The organism is Methylobacterium sp. 1A (assembly GCF_058072805.1).
Genome location: NZ_JBYQVE010000002.1, coordinates 534,721 through 557,187 on the forward strand (window position 1 = coordinate 534,721; position 22,467 = coordinate 557,187).

Sequence of the window (22,467 nt, forward strand, 5' to 3'; positions counted from 1 at the left end):
GGGGCTTTTTCGTTGTCGCCACTCTCGGTCGCGGACGCCCCGGGTCACTCCCGGGGGCGAACCGCCAAGCCTGACCTCAGGCCGGATCTCAGGCCGTCAGCTCAGGCCGTCTTGGCTTCCCGCCGACGGGCGGTCTGCTGGAAGAACAGCGCCTGGCTGATCACCGCCGAGACGTTGGCGGGCTGGAACGGCTTGGCGATCAGGAACGCCGGCTCGGGCCGCTCACCGGTGAGGAAGCGCTCGGGATAGGCGGTGATGAAGATCACCGGCACCTCGAAGGATTTCAGGAGGTCGTTCACGGCGTCGAGGCCGGAGGAGCCGTCGGCGAGCTGGATGTCGGCCAGGATCAGGCCGGGGCGCTTGCCCTCGCCGGCGATCTTGATCGCCTCGGTGCGGGTGCGGGCGACGCCGATGACGTTGTGGCCGAGACCCTCGACCAGCGCCTCCAGATCCATCGCGATCAGGGGCTCGTCCTCGATGATGAGGATCTCGGTCGCCATGTCGGCGGCGAGCTCCCGACCGGCCTCGTCCACGAGGTCGCGAACCTCGGACACGTCGACGCCCAGAATGATCGCCGCGTCCTCCTCGGAGAAGCCCTCGAGGCAGGAGAGCAGGAAGGCCTGGCGCGGCAGCGGGGTGATCTGGCCGAGGCGGACCTCCGCCGGCAGGTCGTGCTGGACCTGCTCGCTGCGGCCGTTGACCGAGAGCGAGTTCCAGATCCGCGTGAAGACGCGGAACAGGTCGGCCTTGATGTTGGTGCTGCGACCGAGCGTGTCCGGCTCGTTGACGAGGGTCTCCAGGGTGGCGGCGACGTACGCGTCACCCGCCACTTGGCTACCCGTGAGCGCGCGCGCGTAGCGGCGCAGGTACGGCAGGTGCTGTACCACGAGTTGCGATGTCGACATTCGATCCCCTGTGCCTCGCCGTGTTGCCCGGCCGCGAACGCCTCGATCCGTCACCGAGGGCCTGCCGGGGCCGGCTTTCTGTCCTGCGCAGCCTACCGCCCAACGCGGAGGCCCGCACTCCGTTCCACCCCCCAGCGGAACCGATGCCGGCGCGCAGGCGTTGCCGGCGCAGCCATGGCGTATGTCGAGCCGCAGCACAATGCGGCCGGGCCGACTTCGGCAACAAGGGGCGTGTTGATGGTGGACCAGGGAAAGGAGGCCGGTCTTCGCGCGCGCGATCCGCACGTCGAGACCGCTTCGGATCGCTTGTCGGAGTCCGAGAACAGCTCCGGCGGTACGGCCGCCTCCGACCCGTCCGACCGCTCCAAGAGCAAGGGCGGCCTCAGCGACCAGACCCGGAACCGCATCGCCGCGCAGCTGCGCGCGATGTACGACACGGTCACGCAGCAGCCCGTACCCGATCGCTTCGCCGAATTGATCGCCAAGCTCGACAGCGCCGACCGCAAGGCCTGAAACCGCTCGTCCCGTGAACGGGACAATCTACCCCTGCAACGGCGCGATGGCAGCGCCGCGATGGAAAAGCCGCCGCCCTGCGGCGACGGCTCTTCCGTGGGTCCGTGCGCCGGCCCGCTGAACGGGGCCGGCCGCTCCGGCCCTCGGTCAAAGTGTCGGCGAACGGCCCCGCATCAGGCCGACGACGGCCGAGATGGCGAACAGGACGATCGCTACGAAGAAGACCAGCTTGGCCGCCTCCATGGCGGTGCCGGCGATGCCGCCGAACCCAAGCAGAGCGGCCACGAGAGCGACGACGAGAAAAGTTACGGCCCAACCGAGCATGGTTCGTATCCTTAGAAAGTACCAACGCGGGCGGGCCGCGTCGTTCTGAACACGAAAACGCCAAGGTTTCGCTCCGGTTCCGCCCCCATCGCGAAGTCCTGTGAGTCCCCGCGGGCGCGAGCGCCGGCCGCGACATGGGGTGACGGAACGAGACAGGGGCGCTAGCGTTCGAAGATAGGTCTTAAGGCTCGATCCGGGATTTGCGATGCTGCAATCTGCCAAGAGTGCCGTTCGATCGAAGGCCGCCGCGATGGCGGCGCGGGTGACCGAGATCGTCGACAAGGCCGGCGACGCCCTGCGCGCGGCCGCGCTCGGTCTCATGCCGGCACCGGCGCCCGTACCGGTCCGCGTGCGCGCACGGCAACCGCGCCGGCAGGACTGATCGCGGGACGCGCGCGACCCCGGAGCGGACGCGACTCCTTCCGCGTCCCTCCACAGGCGCCGGACGGCATCACCCCTGCGTCAGGATCACCGGCAGGACAGCGGGCAGGTCCTGCCGCCATCCCAGAATGCCTCGCACCGCGGCCTCCCATCCTCTAGGCCTCGACGGCGATTGCCACGCGGCCGCGAACCGTCCAAGGAACCGTCGTATCGATCGCACGGGATCGCGATGGCGGACACCGACGAGACCACCCTGACCTTCGATCCGTCGATGCCTCCGGCCGGCCGGCTGGACCGGGTCGCGCCGCTGATCCGCCGGCGGGTCGCGCCGAACGGAGGCCCGTTCACGGCGAGCGGCACCTGCACCTACGTGGTGGGCCAGGAGCGCGTCGCGGTGATCGATCCGGGCCCGGACGATCCGGCCCATGTCGAGGCGCTGCTTCGGGATCTCGGCACCGAGCGGGTCGAGGCCATCGTGGTCACCCACACCCATCGGGATCACTCGCCCGGAGCAAGGCTGCTTGCCGCGCGCACCGACGCGCCGATCGTCGGATGCGCGCCGCACAGGGCCGCGCGGGCCCTGTCGGAAGCGGAGACCCCGATGCTCGACGCGAGCGCCGACCGGGCGCACGCGCCGGAACGGATCATGGTGGAGGGCGACGCCGTGTCCGGCCCGGGCTGGACCCTCGTGGCCGTCGAGACCCCCGGGCACACGATGAACCATCTCGCCTTCGCGCTGCCAGAGGCGCGGGCGCTGTTCTCGGGCGACCACGTCATGGCGTGGTCGACCACGATTGTGGCGCCGCCCGACGGCGCGATGCGGGCCTACATGGACTCCCTCGACAAGCTGCGCGGGCGCGACGAGACGGTCTACTGGCCGGGCCATGGCGGACCGGTGCGCGAGACCGCCCGGTTCCTCCGCGGGCTCGCCGGGCATCGCCGCCAGCGCGAGGCGGCGATCCGCGCGCGGCTGGCCGCCGGCGACGGGCGGATCGCCGACATCGTCGCTGCGATCTACCAGGGGCTCGACCCCCGGCTCCGCGGCGCGGCGGCGCTGTCGGTCTTCGCCCACCTGGAGGATCTGGTCGGACGCGGGCTCGCGTCCTGCGACGGCGCCCCCCGCCTCGACGGCACCTACGCGCCGGCCTGAGAGGCGCGGCGGCTCACTTCACCGCGAGAGCGAGGTTGGCGACGTCGTCGAGATAGGCCCGGATCCGGTCGGCATTGCTGCCGAAATCGCGGCCGCCGAGCCGCGAGGCCGAGCGCACGTCGATCCGCGCCCCGTCGGCGCGGGGGCGGATGCGCACGGTGACATCGTCCGGCAGGTTGAGGATCAGCCCCCGCGCCACGGCCTCGATCCGGCCGTTCCCGGTCCGGCCGCCCGGCCGGATCGCCTCGACGATCTGCCAGTGCCGCTTCAGGGCGGCCTGCCGGGCGAGTTCGAAGGCCTCGTCGGCGCCGATATCGAGGGTCAGCGGCGCGATCTGCGGGTAGGCGCCGCGCTGGCTCTCGCGCGCAGCCGGGCTCGGGTCCGCCGGATAGCGTCCGCCGCGGGCCGCGAAGGCCGCCCGCGAGCGCGAGAAGGCCGGCGGATTGTCGATGTCGGTGGTGATGTCCGAGAGGGCGGGAAGACGCAGGCCGCGCAGGCCCAGGAAGGCGGGGTAGCCGAGAACCGCCAGCGCCAGGATCAATCCGGCGAGGGCGGCCCCGAGACCGCGGGCGCCCTCGCGCCAGACCCGCACGAAGGCGAAGATCGCGGCCGCGGCCGCCAGCAGCGCGACGCCGAGCCCGGCCACGAGCGCCACGAGGGCGGCGTCCGTGTCGGAGCGCGGATCCCGGACGAGGACCAGGGCGATCCCGGTGGCGATGACGGAGAACACGGCGAGCCGCCGGGCCAGCGGCCCCGCGCGGGTCACGGGTTCCTCGATGAGCAGGCGGCGCATGGGGATCATGAAGGCGTTCGAGGCCCGATCTTAGAGCTTGGCCGGAGCCGGCGCCATGGCGCCGCGGTCACGGCGCGTACGCGCGGGCGTTGCCGGGCAGGCCGAGCGTGGCGGGCAGTTTGAGCGGGTCGGGGAGCATCGCGCCCCCGTACCGGCCGACCGGGTCGGGGATCTCGCTGTGCGCGACCGTCTGAGCCGTCAGGGCGCTCCAGGGGCCCGTCACCGCGAACAGGATCCCGCGGGAGGAATCGCCGGGCGGACGCAGGACGAGGTCGCCCTTGGCATCGAGCCGACGCTCCGGCAGCGAGACTTGGCCGTGCAGGGTCGCCCCGACGCTCGGCCCCAGGAGACCCGACTCGGCGATCTCGCCCACGCCGTCGGCGATGCGCAGCGTCACCACGGCCCGTTCGAAGGCCGTCCGGCCGTTGCGGCGCGCCAGGGCGCCGGACGCCACCGCGCCGTTGCGGTGGATGACGTCGGCGAGGTCGAGGCCCGCGATGGCACCACCGTCCATGGCGAGCGTGGCCCGGCCATTCAGGTGCGCCAGCAATCCGACCGTGTCCCGGGCCCTGGATTCGAGGGCGAAATGCCCCTGCACGGGCCCCACCACCCAGCGGGCCGCGCCGATCTCGCCGAGCAGCGCGCCGAGGTCGACGCGGTCGAGGCTTCCCTGCGTGCGCAGTTCGGTCGCGGCCGGATCGGACCCGCTCGTCAGGTTGACGCGCCCCTTGAACGTGCCGTCCTGGATCCGGGCCCGGTTCACCGCGACCTCCAGGGCGGCCTCCCGCACCAGGACACTCGCCGCCAGATCCTGCACCCGGACGGCGCCGGCGCGCCCCTCGGCCGCCGACAGGCGAAGGTCGAGGTCGCCGCGCGTGAAGGGCGCCAGGGCGATCGACGCGGGCGCGGGGTCGAGGAGCCGCGACAGATCCGCGACGAGAGGCGTGAGATCGAGCGTCTCGGCCGCCAGGGTCGCCTGCACCGAGAGGCGCGGCGCCTTGCCGGGCCCGAACGCGACGGCGCCGGCCCCCTCGAGCACGTTCTGACCTAGGCCGATGCGCAGGCTCGGCCACGAGACGGACCGCTCGCCCGTCTCGAACCGGCCGTCGACCGAGAAGGCGCCGGCGAGCGGCGCCAGCGGCATATCGCGGCCGATCCAGGCCAAGCTCTCCGGCAGGGATCGCGTCTCGAACCGGACCTGCCCGGACATGACGGGCAGCGCGCTCCCCTCCGTCGGCGGCGCCACCGTTCCGTCCGCCGCGAGGCGGCCGTCCGGCCACGTGATCTCCGCGGTGAACGGGCTCCCGCGGCGCTGGGCCATCTCGGCCGGACGCAGGTGGCTGAGGGCGATCCGGGTCGGCACGCCGCGCCAGATGAGGCTGGCGCGGCCCTCGGCGGCCTTGCCCCAGAGCGGCCACGCGATGTCGAGGTCGATGTCCCGGGCCGTGTCGCCGGCGGCGAGGCGCGCGTCGCGCACAACGATCCGGCGCGGCCGGGCCGTCTCGCCGGACCGGGCCTGCTCGGCGAGGCGCGCGAGGGGAGCTTCCCAACCCGCGGGGTCGTCCGACAGCCGCGCGCCCTCCAGGCGGAGCCCGCTCACGTCCGCGCGCTCGCCGACGAGGCTCAGCGGGTCGAGATCGATGATCAGGCGGCCGTCATCCGCCAAAATTGGGCCGTTGGAACCCGCGGCGAGCCGGACGCGGTCGAGGGTCAGGCGCGGCCAGGGCAGAACCGCGAGGTGCGCGGGCCCGTGCAGTGTCAGCCGGAGGCCGTACGCGTCGAAGGCGCGGCGGGCGAACGCCGTGACCCGGCCATCCTCCAGGGGCCAGTCGCGCAGGCCGAGGCCGGCAGCGATCAGGCTCCCGAGTGCGAGGACGAGGATCGGGCGGCGCAGCGACATCATGCTCCGAAGGGGCGGCGGCTGTGGCCGGAAGCCGGGCGCCGCGCCGGCCCCTCGGGCTGCCGCGGCCCGGCAGGGTCTGCACGTCGAATGGGCAACTTAGCGTCCTCGGCCGGCTTTGTCTGCCGCGCCCGCGCAGGGCCGCCCTGCCCTCCCCAGCGCAGTGCCGGTTACGGATCGCCCGAGACCGCGCGCGCCGGTGCGGCGCACCACTGGATTTCGCGCGCGGAATCGGGGAGAGCAGGCGCGAGGACACGCGCTTCCCAAGGTTTCGGCCGGTCGGGTCCGGCGGGAAAAGGACGGTTCGATGAAGAAGGTCTACACGGATGCCGCCGCGGCCCTGGCCGGCCTCCTGCACGACGACATGATGGTGATGTGCGGCGGCTTCGGCCTCTGCGGTATCCCCGACGAGCTGATCGAGGCGGTGCGCCTCTCGGGCGTCAAGGGCCTCACGGTCGTCTCCAACAACGCCGGTATCGACGGGGTCGGCCTCGGCAAGCTCCTGGACACCCGCCAGGTCCGCAAGATGATCTCGTCCTATGTCGGCGAGAACAAGGAGTTCGCCCGCCAGTATCTCGGCGGCGAGCTGGAGATCGAGTTCAACCCGCAGGGCACGCTGGCCGAGCGGATCCGCGCCGGCGGCGCCGGCATCCCGGCCTTCTTCACCAAGACCGGCGTCGGCACCAAGGTCGCCGAGGGCAAGGAAGTCCGCGAGTTCGACGGCGAGCAGTACGTCATGGAGCGCGGCCTGTTCGCCGACCTCGCCCTGGTCCACGCCCATACGGGCGACACCGAGGGGAACCTCCGCTACCGGATGACCGCGCGCAACTTCAACCCGATGATGGCGACCGCCGCCAAGATGACGGTGGCGCAGGTCGAGCACCTCGTGAAGCCCGGCGCGATCGATCCGGACACGATCCACACGCCCGGCATCTTCGTGAAGCGGATCATCGACGTCGGGCAGCGCGACAAGCGCATCGAGCAGCGCACCACGCGCAAGCGCGACGACAGCACCCCGGCCGCGGCGGCCGGCGGCGGCACGCACTGATCGGACGGGAAGGGAGCGAGAACGATGGCCTGGACCCGCGAGCAGATGGCGGCGCGCGCCGCCAAGGAGCTGGAGGACGGCTTCTACGTGAACCTCGGCATCGGCATCCCGACGCTGGTGTCGAACTACATTCCCGAGGGCATGTCGGTGCAGCTCCAGTCGGAGAACGGCATGCTCGGCATGGGCCCCTTCCCGTACGAGGGCGAGGAGGACCCGGACCTGATCAACGCCGGCAAGCAGACGATCACCGCGCTGCCGACGACGAGCTACTTCTCGTCCGCCGATTCCTTCGGGATGATCCGCGGCGGGCACATCAACCTGTCGATCCTCGGCGCCATGCAGGTGGCGGGCAACGGCGACCTCGCCAACTGGATGATCCCCGGCAAGATGGTGAAGGGGATGGGCGGCGCCATGGACCTCGTGGCGGGCGTGAAGCGCGTGGTCGTGGTGATGGAGCACGTCGCCAAGAACAAGGACGGCACCGAGAGCCCGAAGCTGCTCAAGGCCTGCGACCTGCCGCTCACCGGAACCCGGGTGGTCGACCTGGTGATCACCGATCTCGGCGTGTTCGAGATCGACAAGAAGGGCGACGGCGGCATGAAGCTGATCGAGCTCGCCGACGGCGTCACCGAGGACGAGATCCGCGGCAAGACCGAGGCCGACTTCACGGTCGCCCTGAAGAACTGAAGTCCCCGGGCCCGGCGGCGGACGTCGCCGGGCCAGCCGGGGCGAAGGCGCGGCCAGCCGGGGCCAAGGCGCCCCTCAGCCGGCGCAGCCCCGTTCCCCGCACGATCGGCACGGACGCGAAGCACCCCCTCGCCCGGTCGGGAGAGGGGGTGCTTCGCGTGATCCTGCGCAGGTCAGCTCGAGCAGGGTCCGGGCCCGAAGCCCCGGACCGGCGCCGAGCGGTCAGCCCGCGTCGCTGGCGCCCGCACCCGCGAGCTGCGGATCCCGGGTGGCCGGACGCACCGGGCTGTCGGCCGCCGGCTCCGCGCCCTGCAACGCCCGCCGCACGTAGCTGTCGACCCGGTCGCCCTGCTCCGGCAGGGCGGCCTCGAGATGGGCGATCATCTTGGGCGTCCAGAACGCCTTGATGTGCTTCTGGATACCGGCGACCGCCTCCTCCTCCGGGTAGGACCGGAAGAAAGTGGCGATCTGGTTGGCCATGCGGACGAGCTTGTCCGCCTGTGTCACGGCGCTCATCGGGTACGCTTACTCCGCCGCGTCCAGGGTCTGGGCGATCCGAGTCAGGGAGAAGTCCTCCTCGTAGAACTTCGCCTGCCAGTCGGAGGGCCGGTTGGTCCGCCGGACCTGCACCGCCGTCACCTTGTACTCGGGGCAGTTGGTCGCCCAATCGGAGTAGTCGGTGGTGATCACGTTGGCGCCGGTCTTGGCGTGGTGGAAGGTCGTGTAGACCACGCCGGGCTGCATCCGCTCCGAGATCTTGGCCTTCAGGGCGATGTCGCCCGAGCGGCTCTCCAGGGCGACGAGGTCGCCGTCGACGATGCCGCGCAGCTCCGCGTCGAACGGGTGGATCTCCAGCACGTCCTCCTCGTGCCAGCGCGAGTTCTCGGTGCGCCGCGTCTGCGCGCCGACATTGTACTGGGACAGGATCCGGCCCGTGGTGAGGATCAGCGGGAACTTCGCCCCCGTCCGCTCCTCGGTGGCCACGAACTCGGTGATCATGAACCGGCCCTTGCCGCGGACGAAGCGGTCCACGTGCATCATCGGCGTGCCGAGCGGCGCCTTCTCGTTGCAGGGCCACTGCACCGAGCCGAGCTCGTCGAGCTTGGCGTAGGAGACGCCGGTGAAGCTCGGCGTGAGCCGGGCGATCTCGTCCATGATCTCGGACGGGTGGCTGTAGTTCATCGGGTAACCGAGCGCGTTGGCGAGCAGCACCGTGCCCTCCCAGTCGCCGTAGCCGCCCATCGGGGCCATGACCTTGCGGACCCGCGAGATGCGGCGCTCGGCGTTGGTGAAGGTCCCGTCCTTCTCCAGGAACGAGGCGCCCGGCAGGAAGACGTGGGCGTACTTGGCGGTCTCGTTCAGGAACAGGTCCTGGACGACGATGCACTCCATCGCCATCAGGCCCGAGGTCACGTGGTGCGTGTCGGGGTCGGACTGCGCGATATCCTCGCCCTGGATGTACATGCCCTTGAACGTGCCCTCGACGGCCTCGTCGAGCATGTTGGTGATGCGCAGGCCCGGGGCGTTGTCGAGCTTGGCCCCCCAGATCGCCTCGAAGCTCTCGCGGGTGGCGTCGTCCGAGACGTGGCGGTAGCCGGTGAGCTCGTGCGGGAACGAGCCCATGTCGCAGGAGCCCTGGACGTTGTTCTGGCCGCGCAGCGGGTTCACGCCGGCGCCGAGCTTGCCGATGTTGCCGGTGGCCATGGCGATGTTGGCCATGCCCATCACCATGGTCGAGCCCTGGCTGTGCTCGGTGACGCCGAGGCCATAGTAGATGCCGGCCGCGCCGCCCTTGGCGTAGAGCCGGGCCGCGCCGCGGACATCCGCCGGGTCGAGGCCGGTGAAGGGCTGCTGCGCCTCCGGGGAGTGGCGCTCGTCGGCGATGAACCGGGCCCAGGACTCGAACTCGGCCAGATCGCAGCGCTCGCGGACATAGGCCTCGTCGATCAGCCCCTCGGTGACGATCACGTGCGCCAACGAGTTGATGAAGGCGACGTTGGAGCCGGGCTTCAGCGGCAGGTGATAGTCGGCCTTGATGTGGGCCGACTTCACCAGGTCGATCTTGCGGGGATCGGCGACGATCAGCTTGGCGCCCTGGCGCAGGCGCTTCTTCATCCGCGAGCCGAAGACCGGGTGGCCGTCGGTCGGGTTGGCGCCGATCACCAGGATCACGTCGGAATGCTCGACCGACTTGAAGTCCTGGGTGCCGGCCGAGGTGCCGAGCGTCGACATCAGGCCGTAGCCGGTCGGCGAGTGGCAGACGCGGGCGCAGGTATCGACGTTGTTGTTGCCGAAGGCGGCGCGCACGAGCTTCTGGACGAGGTAGGCTTCCTCGTTGGTGCAGCGCGACGACGTGATGCCGCCGACCGAATCCTTGCCGTACTTGGCCTGGATCCGCTTGAACTCGGAGGCCGCGCGGTCGATCGCCTCCTCCCACGAGACCTCGCGCCACGGATCCGTGATCTTCTCGCGGATCATCGGCTTGGTGATGCGGTCCTTGTGGGTGGCGTAGCCGTAGGCGAAGCGGCCCTTCACGCAGGAATGGCCCTCGTTGGCCTTGCCGCCCTTGTAGGGGACCATGCGGACGACGCGCTCGCCCTGCATCTCGGCCTTGAACGAGCAGCCGACGCCGCAATACGCGCAGGTCGTCACCTCCGCGTGCTCGGGCTGGCCGAACTCGTGGATCGACTTCTCCTGAAGGGTCGCGGTCGGGCAGGCCTGCACGCAGGCGCCGCAGGACACGCACTCGGACTCGAAGAAATTGGTCGGGCCGGCCGCCACGCGGCTGTCGAAGCCGCGGCCCGCGATGGTCAGCGCGAAGGTGCCCTGCACCTCCTCGCAGGCGCGGACGCAGCGGTTGCAGACGATGCACTTCGACGGGTCGTAGGTGAAGTACGGGTTCGACTCGTCCTTCGGCAGGTACTTCTCCGAGCTCGGCCGGACGTGGTTGTCGCCCTCGTAGCCGTAGCGCACGTCGCGCAGGCCGACGACGCCCGCCTGGGTCTGCAGCTCGCAATCGCCGTTCGCCGCGCAGGTCAGGCAGTCGAGGGGGTGATCGGAGATGTAGAGCTCCATCACGCCCTTGCGGAGCTTGGCGAGCTTCTCGTTCTGCGTGTGCACCACCATGCCGTTCTCGGCCGGGGTCGTGCACGAGGCGGGCGTGCCGCGCCGCCCCTCGATCTCCACGAGGCAGAGGCGGCAGGAGCCGAAGGGCTCCAGCGAGTCGGTGGCGCAGAGCTTCGGGATCTGCGTCCCGGCCTGCATCGCCGCCGCCATCACCGAGGTGCCGGCCGGCACCGTCACCGACATGCCGTCGATCGTCAGGGTGACAGTCTGCTCCGCAACCCGGATCGGCGTGCCGTAGTCGATCTCCTTGATCAGGCCCATCGACGTCTCCTCACTCGGCCGCGGCCGGCAGATCGCCGGCGCGCCTGAAATCCTCGGGGAAATGGGTGATCGCGCTCATCACCGGCATGGGCGTCAGCCCGCCCATGGCGCAGAGCGACCCGTCGGTCATGACCTCGCAGAGGTCCTCGACCAGCTTCAGGTTCGCGTCCGGCCGGATGCCGGCGATCACCTTGTCCATGGTCTCGACGCCGCGGGTCGCGCCGATGCGGCAGGGGGTGCACTTGCCGCACGACTCTGTGGCGCAGAACTCGAAGGCGAAGCGGGCCTGGGCGGCCATGTCGACGGTGTCGTCGAACACCACGATGCCGCCGTGGCCGACGAGGCCCTTCTTGGCCGCCATCGCCTCGTAATCGAGGGGCGTGTCGAGGAGATGGTCGGGGAAGTAGGCCCCGAGCGGCCCGCCGACCTGCACGGCCCGGACCGGCCTCCCTGAGCGGGTGCCGCCGCCGAAATCCTCGATGACCTGCCGGAGGGTCATGCCGAAGGCCACCTCGATCAGGCCGCCGTGCTTGATGTTCCCGGCGAGCTGGATCGGCAGGGTGCCGAGCGAGCGGCCCATGCCGTAATCGGCGTAGGCCCTGGCGCCGTTCTCCAGGATCCACGGCACGGCCGTGAACGTCATGACGTTGTTGACCAGCGTCGGCTTGCCGAGGAAGCCCTTGAGCGCCGGGATCGGCGGCTTGGCCCGCACGATGCCGCGCTTGCCCTCCAGGCTCTCCAGCAGCGAGGTCTCCTCGCCGCAGATGTAGGCGCCGGCGCCGAGGCGCACTTCCAGGTGGAAGCTCTTGCCCGAGCCCAGGACGTTCTCGCCCAGCACGCCGGCCTTAACGCCGTTGGCGATCGCCTCCTTGAGGGTGGCGAAGGCCTGCGGGTACTCGGAGCGCAGGTAGATGTAGCCGCGGGTGGCGCCGGTCGCGACGCCCGCGATGGTCATGCCCTCGATGAGGTTGAAGGGGTCGCCCTCCATCATCATCCGGTCGGCGAAGGTGCCGGAATCGCCCTCGTCGGCGTTGCAGACCACGTATTTCTGGTCCGCCCTGGCGAGCATCACGGTGTTCCACTTGATGCCGGCCGGGAAGCCGGCACCGCCCCGGCCGCGCAGGCCGGAATCGCGCACCGCCGCCACGACGCCCTCGGCATCGAGCTTCAGGGCAGCCTCGAGGCCGCGATATCCGCCATGGGCCCGGTAATCGTCCACGGAGACCGGGTCGATCACGCCGCAGCGGTGGAAGGTCAGGCGCTGCTGCCGGGCGAGGTAGGGGATCGTCTCCGGGTCGCCGAGGCGGAGGGCGTGGTCGCCGCCCGTGGTCAGGCCGGCGTCCAGCAGGGCGTCGACGTCCTTGACCGTCACCGGACCGTAGGCGACGCGCCCCTCGGGCGTGCCGACCTCGACCATCGGCTCCAGCCAGAACAGGCCGCGGGAGCCGGTGCGGACGATGGTGACGTCGAGGCCGCGGCGCTCGGCGCCGGCGAAGAGGGCGCGGGCGACCTTGTTGGCGCCGAGGCCGAGCGCGACGGCGTCGCGCGGAACGTAGAGGGTGACGCTCACTGGCGCACCTCCGTCAGGGCGGCTTCGAGGGCGTCGGCGGTCAGGTGCGCGACCGGCTCACCGTCGACCAGCGCGGCGGGACCGTTGGCGCAGAGGCCCAGGCAGTAGACCGGCTCGACCGTGGCGCTGCCGTCGGCGGTGGTCTCGTGCCAGCCGCATCCGAGGCGGCCGAGGATCTCGCGGTGGAGCTTGTCGGAACCCACCGCCTGGCAGGCCTCGGCGCGGCACAGCTTCACCTCGTGGCGGCCGGCCGGGTGGGCGCGGAAGTCGTGGTAGAAGGTGATGCAGCCGTGCACCTCGGCGCGCGACAGGTTCAGCGCGTCCGCGATCAGCGGCACGGCGCCGGAATCGACGTAGCCGAACGTCTCCTGCAGCGCGTGCAGGATCGGCAGCGTGGCCCCTTCGAGGTGGGTGTGCTCGGCGATGATCCCGGATGCGCGCTCCGCGCTCCAGGGCTCGTGACGCGCCATGGTTTCCAGCCCAGTCTGTTCCTGTTCTAATGCGAAGAGGAACAGAAATGCCGAATGGCATCAATCGCGCTGTCCGGTCGGGCGACAAAGGACGTTTGTCGAGCTGTAACGCGCAGGCCTGAGGAGCGGAGCCAGTTCGTTAACCTGTTGCCGCAGCGCGATTTTTCAAATCCGATCGGCAGTCAGGATTTGTCGCGTGCGTCGCAACATAAATTTGTGCCCTGCAAGAAATTGCATTCCGCCACGTCGGGTCCGGAACGTCCGCTCAGAGCCCTCCGTCCTTGCGGGCGGAGCGAAGCAATCCAGGGCAGCGCGACCTCGGCAAGCGTGGCGCGACTGAATTGCTTCGCTCCGCCCGCAAGGACGGTGGCGGGCTCCAAGACGGCAGCCTCGGCCGCGTCAGAACTCCATCTCGAGTTCCTCGATCTCGTCCGGCTCATCGGCGGCGGCTTCCGCCCACTCGACCATCAGCGGCCAGTGCAGGATCGTGTCGCGGTAGGCGGCGGCGCGGGGCGGCAGCGCGACGTCGTAGGTGCGGAAGCGGGTGCAGACCGGGGCGAACATCGCGTCGGCGAGGCACGGCCGCGCGCCGAACAGGTACGGCCCCTCGTAGCGGTCCAGGCAATCGTCGAAGATCGTGACGATGCGCTCGATATCGGCCTTGGCACCGTTGAACACGCGGAAATCGGGGTGGAAGGCGCGCAGGTTCATCGGCAGCGCCGAGCGCAGATTGACGAAGCCGGAATGCATCTCCCCCGAGATCGACCGGCAATGGGCGCGCTCCGCCACGTTGCCGGGCAGGAAGCCGGCCTCCGGGAAGGTCTCGGCGAGATACTCGGCGATCGCCAGCGTGTCCCAGACGACCACGTCGCCGTGGCGCAGGCGGGGCACCAGGAACGAGGGCGACAGGTGCAGCAGTTCCGCCCGGGTGGTGGCGTCGGTGCCGGACAGGACCTCCGTCCGGAAGTCGAGCCCGGCCATCCGGCAGATCAGCCAGCCCCGCAGGGACCACGAGGAGTAGTTGCGGCTCGAGATGGTGAGCGTAGCGGCCGTCATCGTCCTGCCCCGGGCGCGTCGCCGATCGTGCGGTCTGCGAGGCCCGATCCAAGACTCGTGCCGAACGGGGCGGGCGAATCGCTTCCGGCGGCGATTCTACTCCCGTCGCAGCAGCGCCGCGACCTCCGCCTGCTCGGCGGCCGACAGGTTCCGGGCCGGCGCGGGCGGGCGGCGGCGGGCGAGGCGCCAGATTCCGAGCCCGCCGAGCAGCACCGCGAGCACCGGGGTCAGCCACAGCAGCAGGGTGTGCAGCGCGAAGACCGGGCGCAGCAGCACGAACTCGCCGTAGCGGGCCACGACGTAGTCGAGCACCGCCGTGTCGCTGTCGCCCTTCTCCAGCCGCTCGCGGACGATCAGGCGCAGGTCCTTGGCGAGCGGCGCGTCGGAATCGTCGATCGACTGGTTCTGGCAGACGAGACAGCGCAGTTCGGCCGAGATCTCCCGGGCGCGGTGTTCCAGCGCGGGATCCTTCAGCACCTCGTCGGGCTGCACCGCCAGGGCCGGCAGAGACGCCAGCAGGGCGAGCGCGGCCAGCGCCGGGCGGAGCGAACGGCGCGCCATCACTCGGCCGGCACCGCGACCGGGAGCGGCCGCGCCTTCGCCTTGGCGGGGACGCCCACGCGCATCCGCCGGTCCGTGAGCGACAGGCCGCCGCCCAGCGCCATCACCACCGCCCCGAGCCAGATCAGCAGGACCAGCGGCTTGTAGTAGAGGCGCAGGCCGACGCCGCCGTCCTGCCCGATCTCCCCGAGGCTCGCGTAGACCTGGCTGACACCGTTGGTCAGCAGCCCCGATTCCGTCACGGCCATCTTGCGGCTCGGGTAGAAGCGCTTGCCGGTCTCGACCTTCCCGACCTCGTCGCCCCCGCGGGTGCGGATCGTCAGGTAGGCGGCGGCCTCCTCGTAGTTCGGTCCCTTGCGCGGCGCGACCCGGTCCAGGGTCGCCACGTAGGGCCCCGTCGCCAGGCTCTCCCCGGGCTTGAGGGTCGCCAGCCCCTCGGTGGCCCAGCCCTGCGCGGCGATGCCCAGCACCACCACGCCGACCCCGGCATGGGCGATGGCGGTGCCCCAGGCCGAGCGCGGCAGACCGACGGCGCGGCGGCCGATCTGTCCGAGGGACCGGGCGCGGCTCGCCCCGTAGCCGCGGGCGCGGGTGACGATCTCCAGGGCGGACCCGATCAGCAGGTAGGCGCCGAGGCCGATCCCGACCGGCGCCAGCACCGGCCCGCCCCAGGTCAGCGCCAGCACCGCGAAGCCGACCACCAGGGCGACCGCCAGCGCGGCGAACAGGCGCTGGGCGGCGGCGAGCACGTCGCCGCGCTTCCAGGCCAGCGCCTGCCCCATGGGCACGATCAGCAGCAGTGGGATCGCCAGCGGCACGAAGGTGGAATTGAAGAAGGGCGGACCGACCGTGATCTTCTCGCCCGTCAGCATCTCGAGCACCAGCGGGTAGAGCGTGCCGACCAGCACGGTGGCGCAGGCCGCCACCAGGAACAGGTTGTTGAGGACGAGCGAGCCCTCGCGGGAGATCGGCGCGAACAGTCCCCCCTGCCGCAGCAGCGGCGCCCGCCACGCGAACAGCGTCAGCGAGCCGCCGATGAACAGGATCAGGATCGCCAGGATGAAGACGCCGCGGGTCGGGTCGGTGGCGAAGGAATGCACCGAGGTGATCACGCCCGAGCGGACCAGGAAGGTGCCGATCAGCGAGAGCGAGAAGGTCAGGATGGCGAGCAGCACCGTCCAGACCTTCAGGGCGTCGCGCTTCTCCATCACCACGGTGGAGTGCAGCAGCGCCGTGCCGGCGATCCACGGCATCAGGGAGGCGTTCTCGACCGGGTCCCAGAACCACCAGCCGCCCCAGCCGAGCTCGTAGTAGGCCCAGTAGGAGCCCATCGCGATCCCGAGCGTCAGGAAGCACCACGCGGCGAGGGTCCAGGGCCGCACCGCCCGCGCCCAGACGGCGTCGATCCGCCCGTCGATCAGCGCGGCCACCGCGAAGGCGAAGCTGATCGAGAAGCCGACATAGCCGACGTAGAGCAGTGGCGGGTGGACCGCGAGACCCGGATCCTGCAGCAGCGGGTTGAGATCGTTGCCCTCGAGCGGGGCCGGGATCACCCGGGTGAACGGGTTCGAGGTCGTGATGATGAACAGCACGAACACGAAGGTGATCAGCCCCTGCACGGCCAGGGTGTTGGCCCGCAGCCGCGGCGGCACCGAGTTCTTGGCCGCCGCCACGCAGGCGCCGAACAGGGTGAGGATCAGGACCCAGAGGAGCATCGAGCCCTCGTGGTTCCCCCAGACGCCGGAGATCTTGTAGATCAGCGGCTTCTGCGTGTGCGAGTTCTCGACGACGTTCTGGACCGAGAAGTCCGAGGTGACGTGCGCGTAGGTGAGCGCCGCGAAGGCGAAGAGCACGCAGGCGAAGGCGCCGAGCGCCGCCTGCGAGGCGGTCTGGCGCAGGGCCGGATCGCCCGAGCGGGCGGCCCAGATCGGCATCACCACCTGGACGAGGGAGATCGCCAGCGCGAGCGCGAGGGCGAAGTGGCCGGTCTCGACGATCATGCGGGTTCCCTCACCGCTCGCTGCGGGGACCGAGGGTGCTGTCCGCCGCCGCGGTAGCGGGCTTCGGCGCCGGGCCGCCCTTGTTCGGGCCGCCCTCCTGCCAGCGCCCCTGCGCCTTCAGCGCGTCGGCCACCTCGCGGGGCATGTAGGATTCGTCGTGCTTGGCCAGCACCGTGTCGGCGCGGAACTGCCCGCCCGGCTCCAGCACGCCCTCGGCGACCACGCCCTGCCCTTCCCGGAACAGGTCCGGCAGCAGGCCCTTGTAGTGGACCTCGACGGTCTCGTTCGTGTCGGTGACGGCGAAATCGACCGTCTGGTCGGGGCCGCGCCTGAGCGAGCCGTCCTTCACCAGCCCGCCGAGCCGCAGCCGCGTGCCCGGGGCGATGGCCTGCTTGGCGATGTCGGTGGGCGAGCGGAAGAACACGATCGAGCCGCTCATGGCGTACAGCATCAGCCCCACGGCGAGCGCCAGGACGCTGCCGCAGGCGGCGATCAGGATCAGGCGGCGTTTCTTACGCGTCACGATACTTCCACCCCGCGGTCCGGCGCGCGGAGACCCGCCTCGACCGGAACCGTTCTCATTCTAGTCTTGAGGGTGTCGGCTCCAGGCGCCCGCGGGTCAAGGGCGGGCGTCGGGACCGATTGTCGTACGGACCGCTCCGCGGAGGCGGGCTCGCGATTTCGTGGCGCCGGGGAAGGGGCGCGTCAGGGGTTCGGTGCGTCAGGGGTTCGGTGCGTCAGGGGTTCGGCTTGGCAGGAAGCTCCAGCTCCCGGGCGAGACCGTCGAGCCGCGCCACCGCCTCGCTGTTGGCGGCCAGCGCCATGCGGGCGCGGTCGAGGGCCTTCACCGCCTGGTCGCGCTCGCCCAGCGCGCTGTAGGAACGCACGAGCCGCATCCACTCGTCCGGCGTGCCGCCCCGCGCGGCGAGGCGCCGGTCGAGTCCCTCGACCATCCCGCGAATCGCCGCCTGCTGCTCCGCCTGCGGCATGGCGCGCATGGCCGCCATCGCGGCCTCCTTCTCGGCCTGGACGCCCGGTCCCGCCCGGCCCGATTCGGCCGGCGCGGGCGCCGCACCCTCTGCGCCGAGACCCACGGCGCGGGCGCCCTGCTCGACCTGGGCGAGACCCTGCGGGTCGCCCGCGAGGGCCGTGCGCGCCCGGGCCAGGGCGTCGGTCGCCTGCGCGCGCTCGCCGAGGACCATCCGGGACCGGACGAGCCGCAGCCACTCGTCGGGGGTGCCGCCGCCGGTCTTGAGGCGGGCGTCGAGCCCGTCGACCATGCCGCGAATCGCCGCCTGCTGCTCGGCCGGGATCTCGGGGGCGGCCTGGGGCGTCGCGGGCGGGGGCGGCTCGCCCTTGAGGCGGGCGAGGCTCTGCTTGACGATCCCGAGCCACGGGGCGTTCGGCGGGCTGCTGGCCTCGAGCTCGGTGAGCTGGCGGATCGCCTCGCCGGTGTCGCCGGCCTGCTCGGCCGCGCGGGCGAGGTAGAAGCGCGGCTTGGGCGCGTTCGGCTCCTTGGCCTGCGCCTTCTCGAACAGCGCCTTGGCCTCGGGCGAGACGGTGCCGTCGCCGGCCGCCGTGAGGGCCTCGCCTTGGTCGGCCAGGAGGTCGGCGGTCTCGCCCTTGATCCGCGCGAGGTGGCCGTAGGCGCGGGCGGCATCGTCGAATCGGCCGGTGCGCATGTAGACCGGGGCGAGCACGGCCCAGCCGCGGGCATCGTTCGGGTCCCGGGCGAGGCGCGCCTCGATCTGCCCGACCGCCTTCATCAGCTCGTCGGCGCCGCCGCGGGCGGCCTGCCGGTCGGCCTCGGTCTGCGCCGGCACCTCGGGCGAGCCGTAGAGCCCGTAGGCGATCAGCGCCACGAGCGGGATGGTGGAGAGCGCGAAGGCCGAGGCGGCGCGCCGGCGGCGCAGGCGCGGCTCGGCCGGGCGCGCGGCCTCGGCGATGCCGGCATCCTCGGCCTCGCGCTGCGCCTCGCGGCTCGACCGGAGCAGGCGGCGCGCCGCCTCGGCCTTGGCGGTCTCGGCCTCGTCGGGGGCGATCAGGCCGCGCTCGAGGTCGCGGTCGATCTCGGCGATCTGATCCTCGTAGAACGCCGTCTCGGTGGCGAGCCCGCTGCCGCCGGCCTCGCCGGTCGGCACGGCGGCGCGCCGCGACATCGGCCAGAGCAGGCCGAGCACGGCCGCCGCGGTCATGGCCGCCAGGATGAACCAGATCGCCGTCATGGACCTTATCGCCAACGGGCCGCACCGGCCCGCCCCTCCCCACGCCCTGTGGAGCCGGCGGCGTGATGCCACGACGCCTCCCGGCGGCGGCTCGGTGTCACGCAACTCTGTTGCGATGACAAGGCCCCGGGCGGGAGCCATGAGGCCGCGCGCCGCCTCCCGGCCCGTACCCGGACGCGGCCGGACGTGCCCGGACGTGCCCGGACGCGTCCGACGGCCTCAGTGGGCGGCCGTGCCGACCGGCAGGTCCCCCGGCACCTCCAGCACCGCGCGCAGGCCGCCGAGCGCCGCCTGCTCCAGGGTGAAGCGCCCCCGGTACAGGGCGGCGAGGTCGGCCACGATCGACAGGCCGAGTCCCGAGCCGGGCTTCGATTCGTCGAGGCGGCGCCCCCGGCCGAGCACGGCCTGCCGGGCCTCCGGCGGCAGGCCCGGACCGTCATCCTCGATGGCGACGACGAGGTGGGGATAATCGTCCTTGCTCACCGCCTCGGCCCGGATCGCCACCCGCCCGTGGGCCCACTTGGACGCGTTGTCGACGAGGTTGCCGACCATCTCCTCGAAATCCTGGCGCTCGCCGCGGAAGCGCAGGCCCGGCGGGACGTGGACGTCGTAGGCGATGTCCTTGTCCCGGTAGATCTTCCCGAAGGTGCGCACGAGGCCGGCGAGCGCCGGCTCGACCTCCGTGGAGGTGCCGAGCGTGCCGGCGAGCGCCGCGGCGCGGGCCCGGTCGAGGTGGTAGTTGACCTGATCGCGCATTACCGCAGCCTGCTCGCGGATCTTCTGCGCGAGTTCCTCGGGGGCGTCGGAGGCCCCGACCTCGTTGACGATGATCGAGAGCGGCGTCTTCAGGGCGTGGGCGAGGTTGCCCACCTGGGTGCGGGCGCGCTCCAGGATCTCGCGGTTGGTCTCGATCAGGAGGTTCACCTCGCCGGTGAGCGGCGCGATGTCGCGGGGATAGGTGCCGGTGATGCGGTCGGCCTCGCCCCGGCGGACGGCGCCGAGCGCGGCGCGCATCTTCTTGAGGGGCGCGAGGCCGAAGCGGATCTGCAGCAGCGTGGTGATCGCAAGCGACAGGCCGAGCAGGCCGAAGGTGATGGTCAGCGAGTTCCGGAACCGGTCGACGTCGTTGACGATCTCGTCGGCGGGGCCCGCGACCCGGACCGTGTAGCGGCCCTCCTCGCCGAGATCGACGTCGCGCTCCATGATGCGCAGGAGGCGTCCGTCCTGCCCCTTGCCGTAGCCCTGGCGGATCTGCCCGACCCCGACTTTCCCGTCGGAATCGGTCGCGGCCGGCAGCGGCACGCCCACGAGGGAGCGCGAGGTGCGCACGTCGCGCGGCTTCGCGTCGGGCTTGCCGACCTGCCAGTACCAGCCGGACAGGGGCAGGTCGAAGCGCGGGTCGCCGAGCGAGAAGGTCCGGCTCTCGGGGTCGTTGGGCGAGACGAGGTCGGTGGCGAGATTGTTGGCGAAGACGAGGAGCCGGCTGTCGAAGGAGCGCTCGGTGTTCTCGCGGTAGAGGGTCGTGAGGATCCAGGCCGCGATCAGCAGGATCGCGGAGCTCGAGAGGAACGCCGACACGGCGAGCCGCACCGCGATGGAGCGGCGGCGCAGGGAGAAGAGGCCGATGAGGTCGATCATGGATGCGTCGGTCGCTCAGACGTGCGGCGGCGCATCGTAGAACACCGCGCCGCGCATCAGCGGGCGCGCCGTGCGGAAGAAGGCGCCGCGCTCGGCCCGCCAGCCGTCGGCCCCGCGGGTCACGGCGGCGTCGGCGGTGAGGATGCCCGACGGCATGCCGACCCGCAGGACCGCTTCGGTGGGGCGCGCGGCCTCGTGGACGAGGCTGCCTTCGAGCCGGGCGGCGACCGCGAGGCACAGGGTGGCGGTGAGCGGCAGCGCCTGGTGCGGCACGCCGTTCGAGATGACCCGGGCGGTCAGGTCGGTCTCGGCGGCGCGGATCGTGGCGCCGGAGAGGCTGCCGGAATCCTGCGGCGGCGCCACGAGGCCGACGAAGGGCACGTGGACGACGCGCGCCGCCGCCTCGAGATCGGGCGCGATGCCCATCGCCACGGAGCCGGCCCGGCGGATCCGCGCCAGCCGGTCGAGGAGGCCCGGCACGGCCTCCAGGGCGGCGGGCAGCTCGGTGCCGGCGAGGCCGAGATCGGCGGCGCGGACGAACACGCAGGCATTGGCGGCGTCGATCAGCGAGGCCTCGATCGCGCCGAGGCCCGGCACGTCGAGCCACTGACGGACGGCGCCGGTCGGGAGCAGCCGGCCGGTCGTGGCGCCGCCCGGATCCAAGAAGTCGAGCTGGATCGGCGCGCCCGTGCCGGTGACGCCGGGGATCGCGAGGTCGCCGCGGTAGACGCTGCGGCCGCCCGCGGCCGCGAAGCCCGCCACGATCAGCTTGCGCGTGTTAGTGTTGAAGATCCGCAGCCGCACCGGGCCGTCCGGGACGTCGACGAGCCCCTCGTCGACCGCGAACGGCCCCACGGCGGCGAGCATGTTGCCGCAATTGCCCGAGAGGTCGATGCGGCCGTCCCGGACCACGACCTGCACGAAGGTGTAGTCGATGTCGGCGTCCGGCCGCGCGGAGCGCTCCACCACGCAGATCTTCGACACCGACGAGACGCCCCCGCCCATGCCGTTGAGCTGCCGCCCGAACGGGTCGGGGCTGTCCATGGTGGAGAGGAAGGCCGGCTCCCAGGCGGCGAGATCCCCCGGCACGTCCCGGCGGTGCAGCATCAGCGCCTTGCTGGTGCCGCCGCGCATGAAGACGGCCGGCAGCGTGCCGGAACGCGCGGCCGCGCTCACATCCGCGCCGGCGGCTGGTTGGGGTCCACGAGGTAGCCGAGGCCGCGCACGGTCTGGATCAGGTCCACCGCGAGCTTCTTGCGCAGGCGGCCCACGAACACCTCGATCGTGTTCGAGTCGCGGTCGAAATCCTGGTCGTAGAGGTGCTCGGTCAGTTCGGCGCGGGAGACCACCCGGCCGGTATGGTGCATCAGGTAGGAGAGCAGCCGGTACTCGTGGCTCGTCAGCTTCACCTGGGCGCCGTCGACGAAGACCTTGCCGGAGCGGGTGTCGAGGGTCACCGGCCCGCAGGCGATCTGGCTGGTGGCGTGGCCGGCGGCGCGGCGCAGCAGGGCGCGCACCCGGGCCATCAGCTCCTCCATGTGGAAGGGCTTGGTGACGTAGTCGTCGGCGCCGGCGTCGAAGCCGTCGACCTTGTCGGACCAGCGGTCCCGGGCCGTGAGGATGATCACCGGGGTCTTCACGCCGGCCCGGCGCCACTTCTGCAGCACGGTGACGCCGTCGGCCTTGGGCAGGCCCATGTCGAGGATGATGGCGTCGTAGGGCTCGCTCTCGCCGAGATAGCCGCCCTCCTCGCCGTCATAGGCCTTGTCGGCGACGTAGCCGGCCTCCTCCAGCGCGGCCACGACCTGCCGGTTGATGTCCTTGTCATCCTCCACGACCAGCAGACGCACGGCTCACTC

Annotated in this window: 21 protein-coding genes; 5 read left to right on the plus strand and 16 right to left on the minus strand. The window is 71.6% G+C overall.

The genetic code is table 11. From position 1 onward, the window contains the following. Window positions 1-101: 101 nt before the first annotated feature. Window positions 102-905 (minus strand): response regulator, encoded by an 804-nt coding sequence (locus ACX9MN_RS22755; protein WP_012321915.1) that lies wholly within the window; start codon window positions 903-905, stop codon window positions 102-104. 174 nt (window positions 906-1,079) lie between these two features. Here ACX9MN_RS22755 and ACX9MN_RS22760 point away from each other — a divergent pair, with 174 nt between their 5' ends. Then, a complete protein-coding gene (locus ACX9MN_RS22760; protein ID WP_489725526.1) occupies window positions 1,080-1,418 on the plus strand; it encodes a NepR family anti-sigma factor in 339 nt (112 codons plus the stop codon). Between the two features lie 147 nt (window positions 1,419-1,565). Here the strand turns inward: ACX9MN_RS22760 and ACX9MN_RS22765 are convergent, their stop codons facing one another. Then, window positions 1,566-1,742 carry a DUF1328 domain-containing protein gene (locus tag ACX9MN_RS22765; RefSeq protein WP_007568853.1) on the minus strand — a complete coding sequence of 59 codons (177 nt, stop codon included), beginning with the start codon at window positions 1,740-1,742 and terminating at the stop codon, window positions 1,566-1,568. 205 nt (window positions 1,743-1,947) lie between these two features. On the opposite strand from ACX9MN_RS22765, the gene ACX9MN_RS22770 reads away from it, so the two are divergent. Together ACX9MN_RS22770 and ACX9MN_RS22775 are read left to right on the plus strand one after the other, a co-directional pair. Continuing rightward, a complete protein-coding gene (locus ACX9MN_RS22770) occupies window positions 1,948-2,124 on the plus strand; it encodes a hypothetical protein (RefSeq protein ID WP_489725527.1) in 177 nt (58 codons plus the stop codon). A gap of 270 nt (window positions 2,125-2,394) precedes the next feature. Further along, complete coding sequence (locus ACX9MN_RS22775) at window positions 2,395-3,273, plus strand: MBL fold metallo-hydrolase (RefSeq protein WP_489726346.1); 879 nt, start codon at window positions 2,395-2,397, stop codon at window positions 3,271-3,273. A 13-nt stretch (window positions 3,274-3,286) separates the two neighbouring features. On the opposite strand, the gene ACX9MN_RS22780 is transcribed toward ACX9MN_RS22775, so the two are convergent. Continuing rightward, window positions 3,287-4,066 (minus strand): DUF1499 domain-containing protein, encoded by a 780-nt coding sequence (locus ACX9MN_RS22780; protein WP_056527687.1) that lies wholly within the window; start codon window positions 4,064-4,066, stop codon window positions 3,287-3,289. A 67-nt stretch (window positions 4,067-4,133) separates the two neighbouring features. Further along, window positions 4,134-5,966: an AsmA family protein gene (locus tag ACX9MN_RS22785; RefSeq protein WP_489725528.1), complete on the minus strand. Its 1,833-nt coding sequence runs from the start codon at window positions 5,964-5,966 to the stop codon at window positions 4,134-4,136. A gap of 307 nt (window positions 5,967-6,273) precedes the next feature. Between ACX9MN_RS22785 and ACX9MN_RS22790 the strand changes: the two genes are divergently transcribed. Together ACX9MN_RS22790 and ACX9MN_RS22795 are read left to right on the plus strand one after the other, a co-directional pair. Continuing rightward, a complete protein-coding gene (locus ACX9MN_RS22790; protein WP_331293130.1) occupies window positions 6,274-7,014 on the plus strand; it encodes a CoA transferase subunit A in 741 nt (246 codons plus the stop codon). 24 nt (window positions 7,015-7,038) lie between these two features. Next, window positions 7,039-7,701, plus strand: a complete 663-nt coding sequence (locus ACX9MN_RS22795) for a 3-oxoacid CoA-transferase subunit B (protein ID WP_149308859.1) — start codon at window positions 7,039-7,041, stop codon at window positions 7,699-7,701. 222 nt (window positions 7,702-7,923) lie between these two features. On the opposite strand, the gene ACX9MN_RS22800 is transcribed toward ACX9MN_RS22795, so the two are convergent. From ACX9MN_RS22800 to ACX9MN_RS22855, 12 genes are all read right to left on the minus strand, one after another. Then, window positions 7,924-8,217: a formate dehydrogenase subunit delta gene (locus tag ACX9MN_RS22800; RefSeq protein WP_331293128.1), complete on the minus strand. Its 294-nt coding sequence runs from the start codon at window positions 8,215-8,217 to the stop codon at window positions 7,924-7,926. 9 nt (window positions 8,218-8,226) lie between these two features. Next, window positions 8,227-11,088, minus strand: a complete 2,862-nt coding sequence (fdhF, locus tag ACX9MN_RS22805; RefSeq protein WP_489725529.1) for a formate dehydrogenase subunit alpha — start codon at window positions 11,086-11,088, stop codon at window positions 8,227-8,229. A gap of 10 nt (window positions 11,089-11,098) precedes the next feature. Next, entirely contained in the window at window positions 11,099-12,658 is a 1,560-nt protein-coding gene (locus tag ACX9MN_RS22810; RefSeq protein ID WP_489725530.1) for a formate dehydrogenase beta subunit, read from the minus strand. Continuing rightward, window positions 12,655-13,128 carry a formate dehydrogenase subunit gamma gene (locus ACX9MN_RS22815; protein ID WP_331293125.1) on the minus strand — a complete coding sequence of 158 codons (474 nt, stop codon included), beginning with the start codon at window positions 13,126-13,128 and terminating at the stop codon, window positions 12,655-12,657. The genes ACX9MN_RS22810 and ACX9MN_RS22815 overlap by 4 nt, the downstream gene beginning before the upstream one ends. 399 nt (window positions 13,129-13,527) lie before the next feature. Next, a complete protein-coding gene (locus tag ACX9MN_RS22820) occupies window positions 13,528-14,184 on the minus strand; it encodes a glutathione S-transferase family protein (protein ID WP_020090894.1) in 657 nt (218 codons plus the stop codon). A 96-nt stretch (window positions 14,185-14,280) separates the two neighbouring features. Further along, window positions 14,281-14,745, minus strand: coding sequence for a cytochrome c-type biogenesis protein (locus tag ACX9MN_RS22825; RefSeq protein ID WP_020090895.1), 465 nt, complete (start codon window positions 14,743-14,745; stop codon window positions 14,281-14,283). Beyond that, complete coding sequence (locus tag ACX9MN_RS22830) at window positions 14,745-16,745, minus strand: heme lyase CcmF/NrfE family subunit (protein WP_020090896.1); 2,001 nt, start codon at window positions 16,743-16,745, stop codon at window positions 14,745-14,747. Before ACX9MN_RS22830 ends, ACX9MN_RS22825 begins: the two co-directional genes overlap by 1 nt. Before the next feature lie 10 nt (window positions 16,746-16,755). Continuing rightward, entirely contained in the window at window positions 16,756-17,268 is a 513-nt protein-coding gene (gene ccmE / locus ACX9MN_RS22835) for a cytochrome c maturation protein CcmE (protein ID WP_020090897.1), read from the minus strand. A gap of 214 nt (window positions 17,269-17,482) precedes the next feature. Further along, complete coding sequence (gene ccmI, locus ACX9MN_RS22840; RefSeq protein WP_489725531.1) at window positions 17,483-18,970, minus strand: c-type cytochrome biogenesis protein CcmI; 1,488 nt, start codon at window positions 18,968-18,970, stop codon at window positions 17,483-17,485. 219 nt (window positions 18,971-19,189) lie between these two features. Beyond that, on the minus strand, window positions 19,190-20,608 hold the full coding sequence (locus tag ACX9MN_RS22845) for an ATP-binding protein (RefSeq protein WP_020090899.1): 1,419 nt from the start codon (window positions 20,606-20,608) through the stop codon (window positions 19,190-19,192). A gap of 15 nt (window positions 20,609-20,623) precedes the next feature. After that, window positions 20,624-21,784: a 2-methylaconitate cis-trans isomerase PrpF family protein gene (locus ACX9MN_RS22850; RefSeq protein ID WP_234081930.1), complete on the minus strand. Its 1,161-nt coding sequence runs from the start codon at window positions 21,782-21,784 to the stop codon at window positions 20,624-20,626. Then, window positions 21,781-22,458: a response regulator transcription factor gene (locus ACX9MN_RS22855; RefSeq protein WP_012321897.1), complete on the minus strand. Its 678-nt coding sequence runs from the start codon at window positions 22,456-22,458 to the stop codon at window positions 21,781-21,783. The genes ACX9MN_RS22850 and ACX9MN_RS22855 overlap by 4 nt, the downstream gene beginning before the upstream one ends. Between the last annotated feature and the right edge of the window lie 9 nt (window positions 22,459-22,467).

What these genes read in the sequence shown, in the direction of transcription:
- ccmI (WP_489725531.1), bottom strand. Translation starts at nt 18,970, where the DNA reads ATGACGGCGATCTGGTTCATCCTGGCGGCCATGACCGCGGCGGCCGTG.
- ACX9MN_RS22790 (WP_331293130.1), top strand. Translation starts at nt 6,274, where the DNA reads ATGAAGAAGGTCTACACGGATGCCGCCGCGGCCCTGGCCGGCCTCCTG.
- ACX9MN_RS22765 (WP_007568853.1), bottom strand. Translation starts at nt 1,742, where the DNA reads ATGCTCGGTTGGGCCGTAACTTTTCTCGTCGTCGCTCTCGTGGCCGCT.
- ACX9MN_RS22755 (WP_012321915.1), bottom strand. Translation starts at nt 905, where the DNA reads ATGTCGACATCGCAACTCGTGGTACAGCACCTGCCGTACCTGCGCCGC.
- ACX9MN_RS22820 (WP_020090894.1), bottom strand. Translation starts at nt 14,184, where the DNA reads ATGACGGCCGCTACGCTCACCATCTCGAGCCGCAACTACTCCTCGTGG.
- ACX9MN_RS22800 (WP_331293128.1), bottom strand. Translation starts at nt 8,217, where the DNA reads ATGAGCGCCGTGACACAGGCGGACAAGCTCGTCCGCATGGCCAACCAG.
- ACX9MN_RS22830 (WP_020090896.1), bottom strand. Translation starts at nt 16,745, where the DNA reads ATGATCGTCGAGACCGGCCACTTCGCCCTCGCGCTCGCGCTGGCGATC.
- ACX9MN_RS22780 (WP_056527687.1), bottom strand. Translation starts at nt 4,066, where the DNA reads ATGCGCCGCCTGCTCATCGAGGAACCCGTGACCCGCGCGGGGCCGCTG.
- ACX9MN_RS22795 (WP_149308859.1), top strand. Translation starts at nt 7,039, where the DNA reads ATGGCCTGGACCCGCGAGCAGATGGCGGCGCGCGCCGCCAAGGAGCTG.
- ACX9MN_RS22760 (WP_489725526.1), top strand. Translation starts at nt 1,080, where the DNA reads ATGGCGTATGTCGAGCCGCAGCACAATGCGGCCGGGCCGACTTCGGCA.
- fdhF (WP_489725529.1), bottom strand. Translation starts at nt 11,088, where the DNA reads ATGGGCCTGATCAAGGAGATCGACTACGGCACGCCGATCCGGGTTGCG.
- ACX9MN_RS22770 (WP_489725527.1), top strand. Translation starts at nt 1,948, where the DNA reads ATGCTGCAATCTGCCAAGAGTGCCGTTCGATCGAAGGCCGCCGCGATG.
- ACX9MN_RS22815 (WP_331293125.1), bottom strand. Translation starts at nt 13,128, where the DNA reads ATGGCGCGTCACGAGCCCTGGAGCGCGGAGCGCGCATCCGGGATCATC.
- ACX9MN_RS22825 (WP_020090895.1), bottom strand. Translation starts at nt 14,745, where the DNA reads ATGGCGCGCCGTTCGCTCCGCCCGGCGCTGGCCGCGCTCGCCCTGCTG.
- ACX9MN_RS22785 (WP_489725528.1), bottom strand. Translation starts at nt 5,966, where the DNA reads ATGTCGCTGCGCCGCCCGATCCTCGTCCTCGCACTCGGGAGCCTGATC.
- ACX9MN_RS22845 (WP_020090899.1), bottom strand. Translation starts at nt 20,608, where the DNA reads ATGATCGACCTCATCGGCCTCTTCTCCCTGCGCCGCCGCTCCATCGCG.
- ACX9MN_RS22775 (WP_489726346.1), top strand. Translation starts at nt 2,395, where the DNA reads ATGCCTCCGGCCGGCCGGCTGGACCGGGTCGCGCCGCTGATCCGCCGG.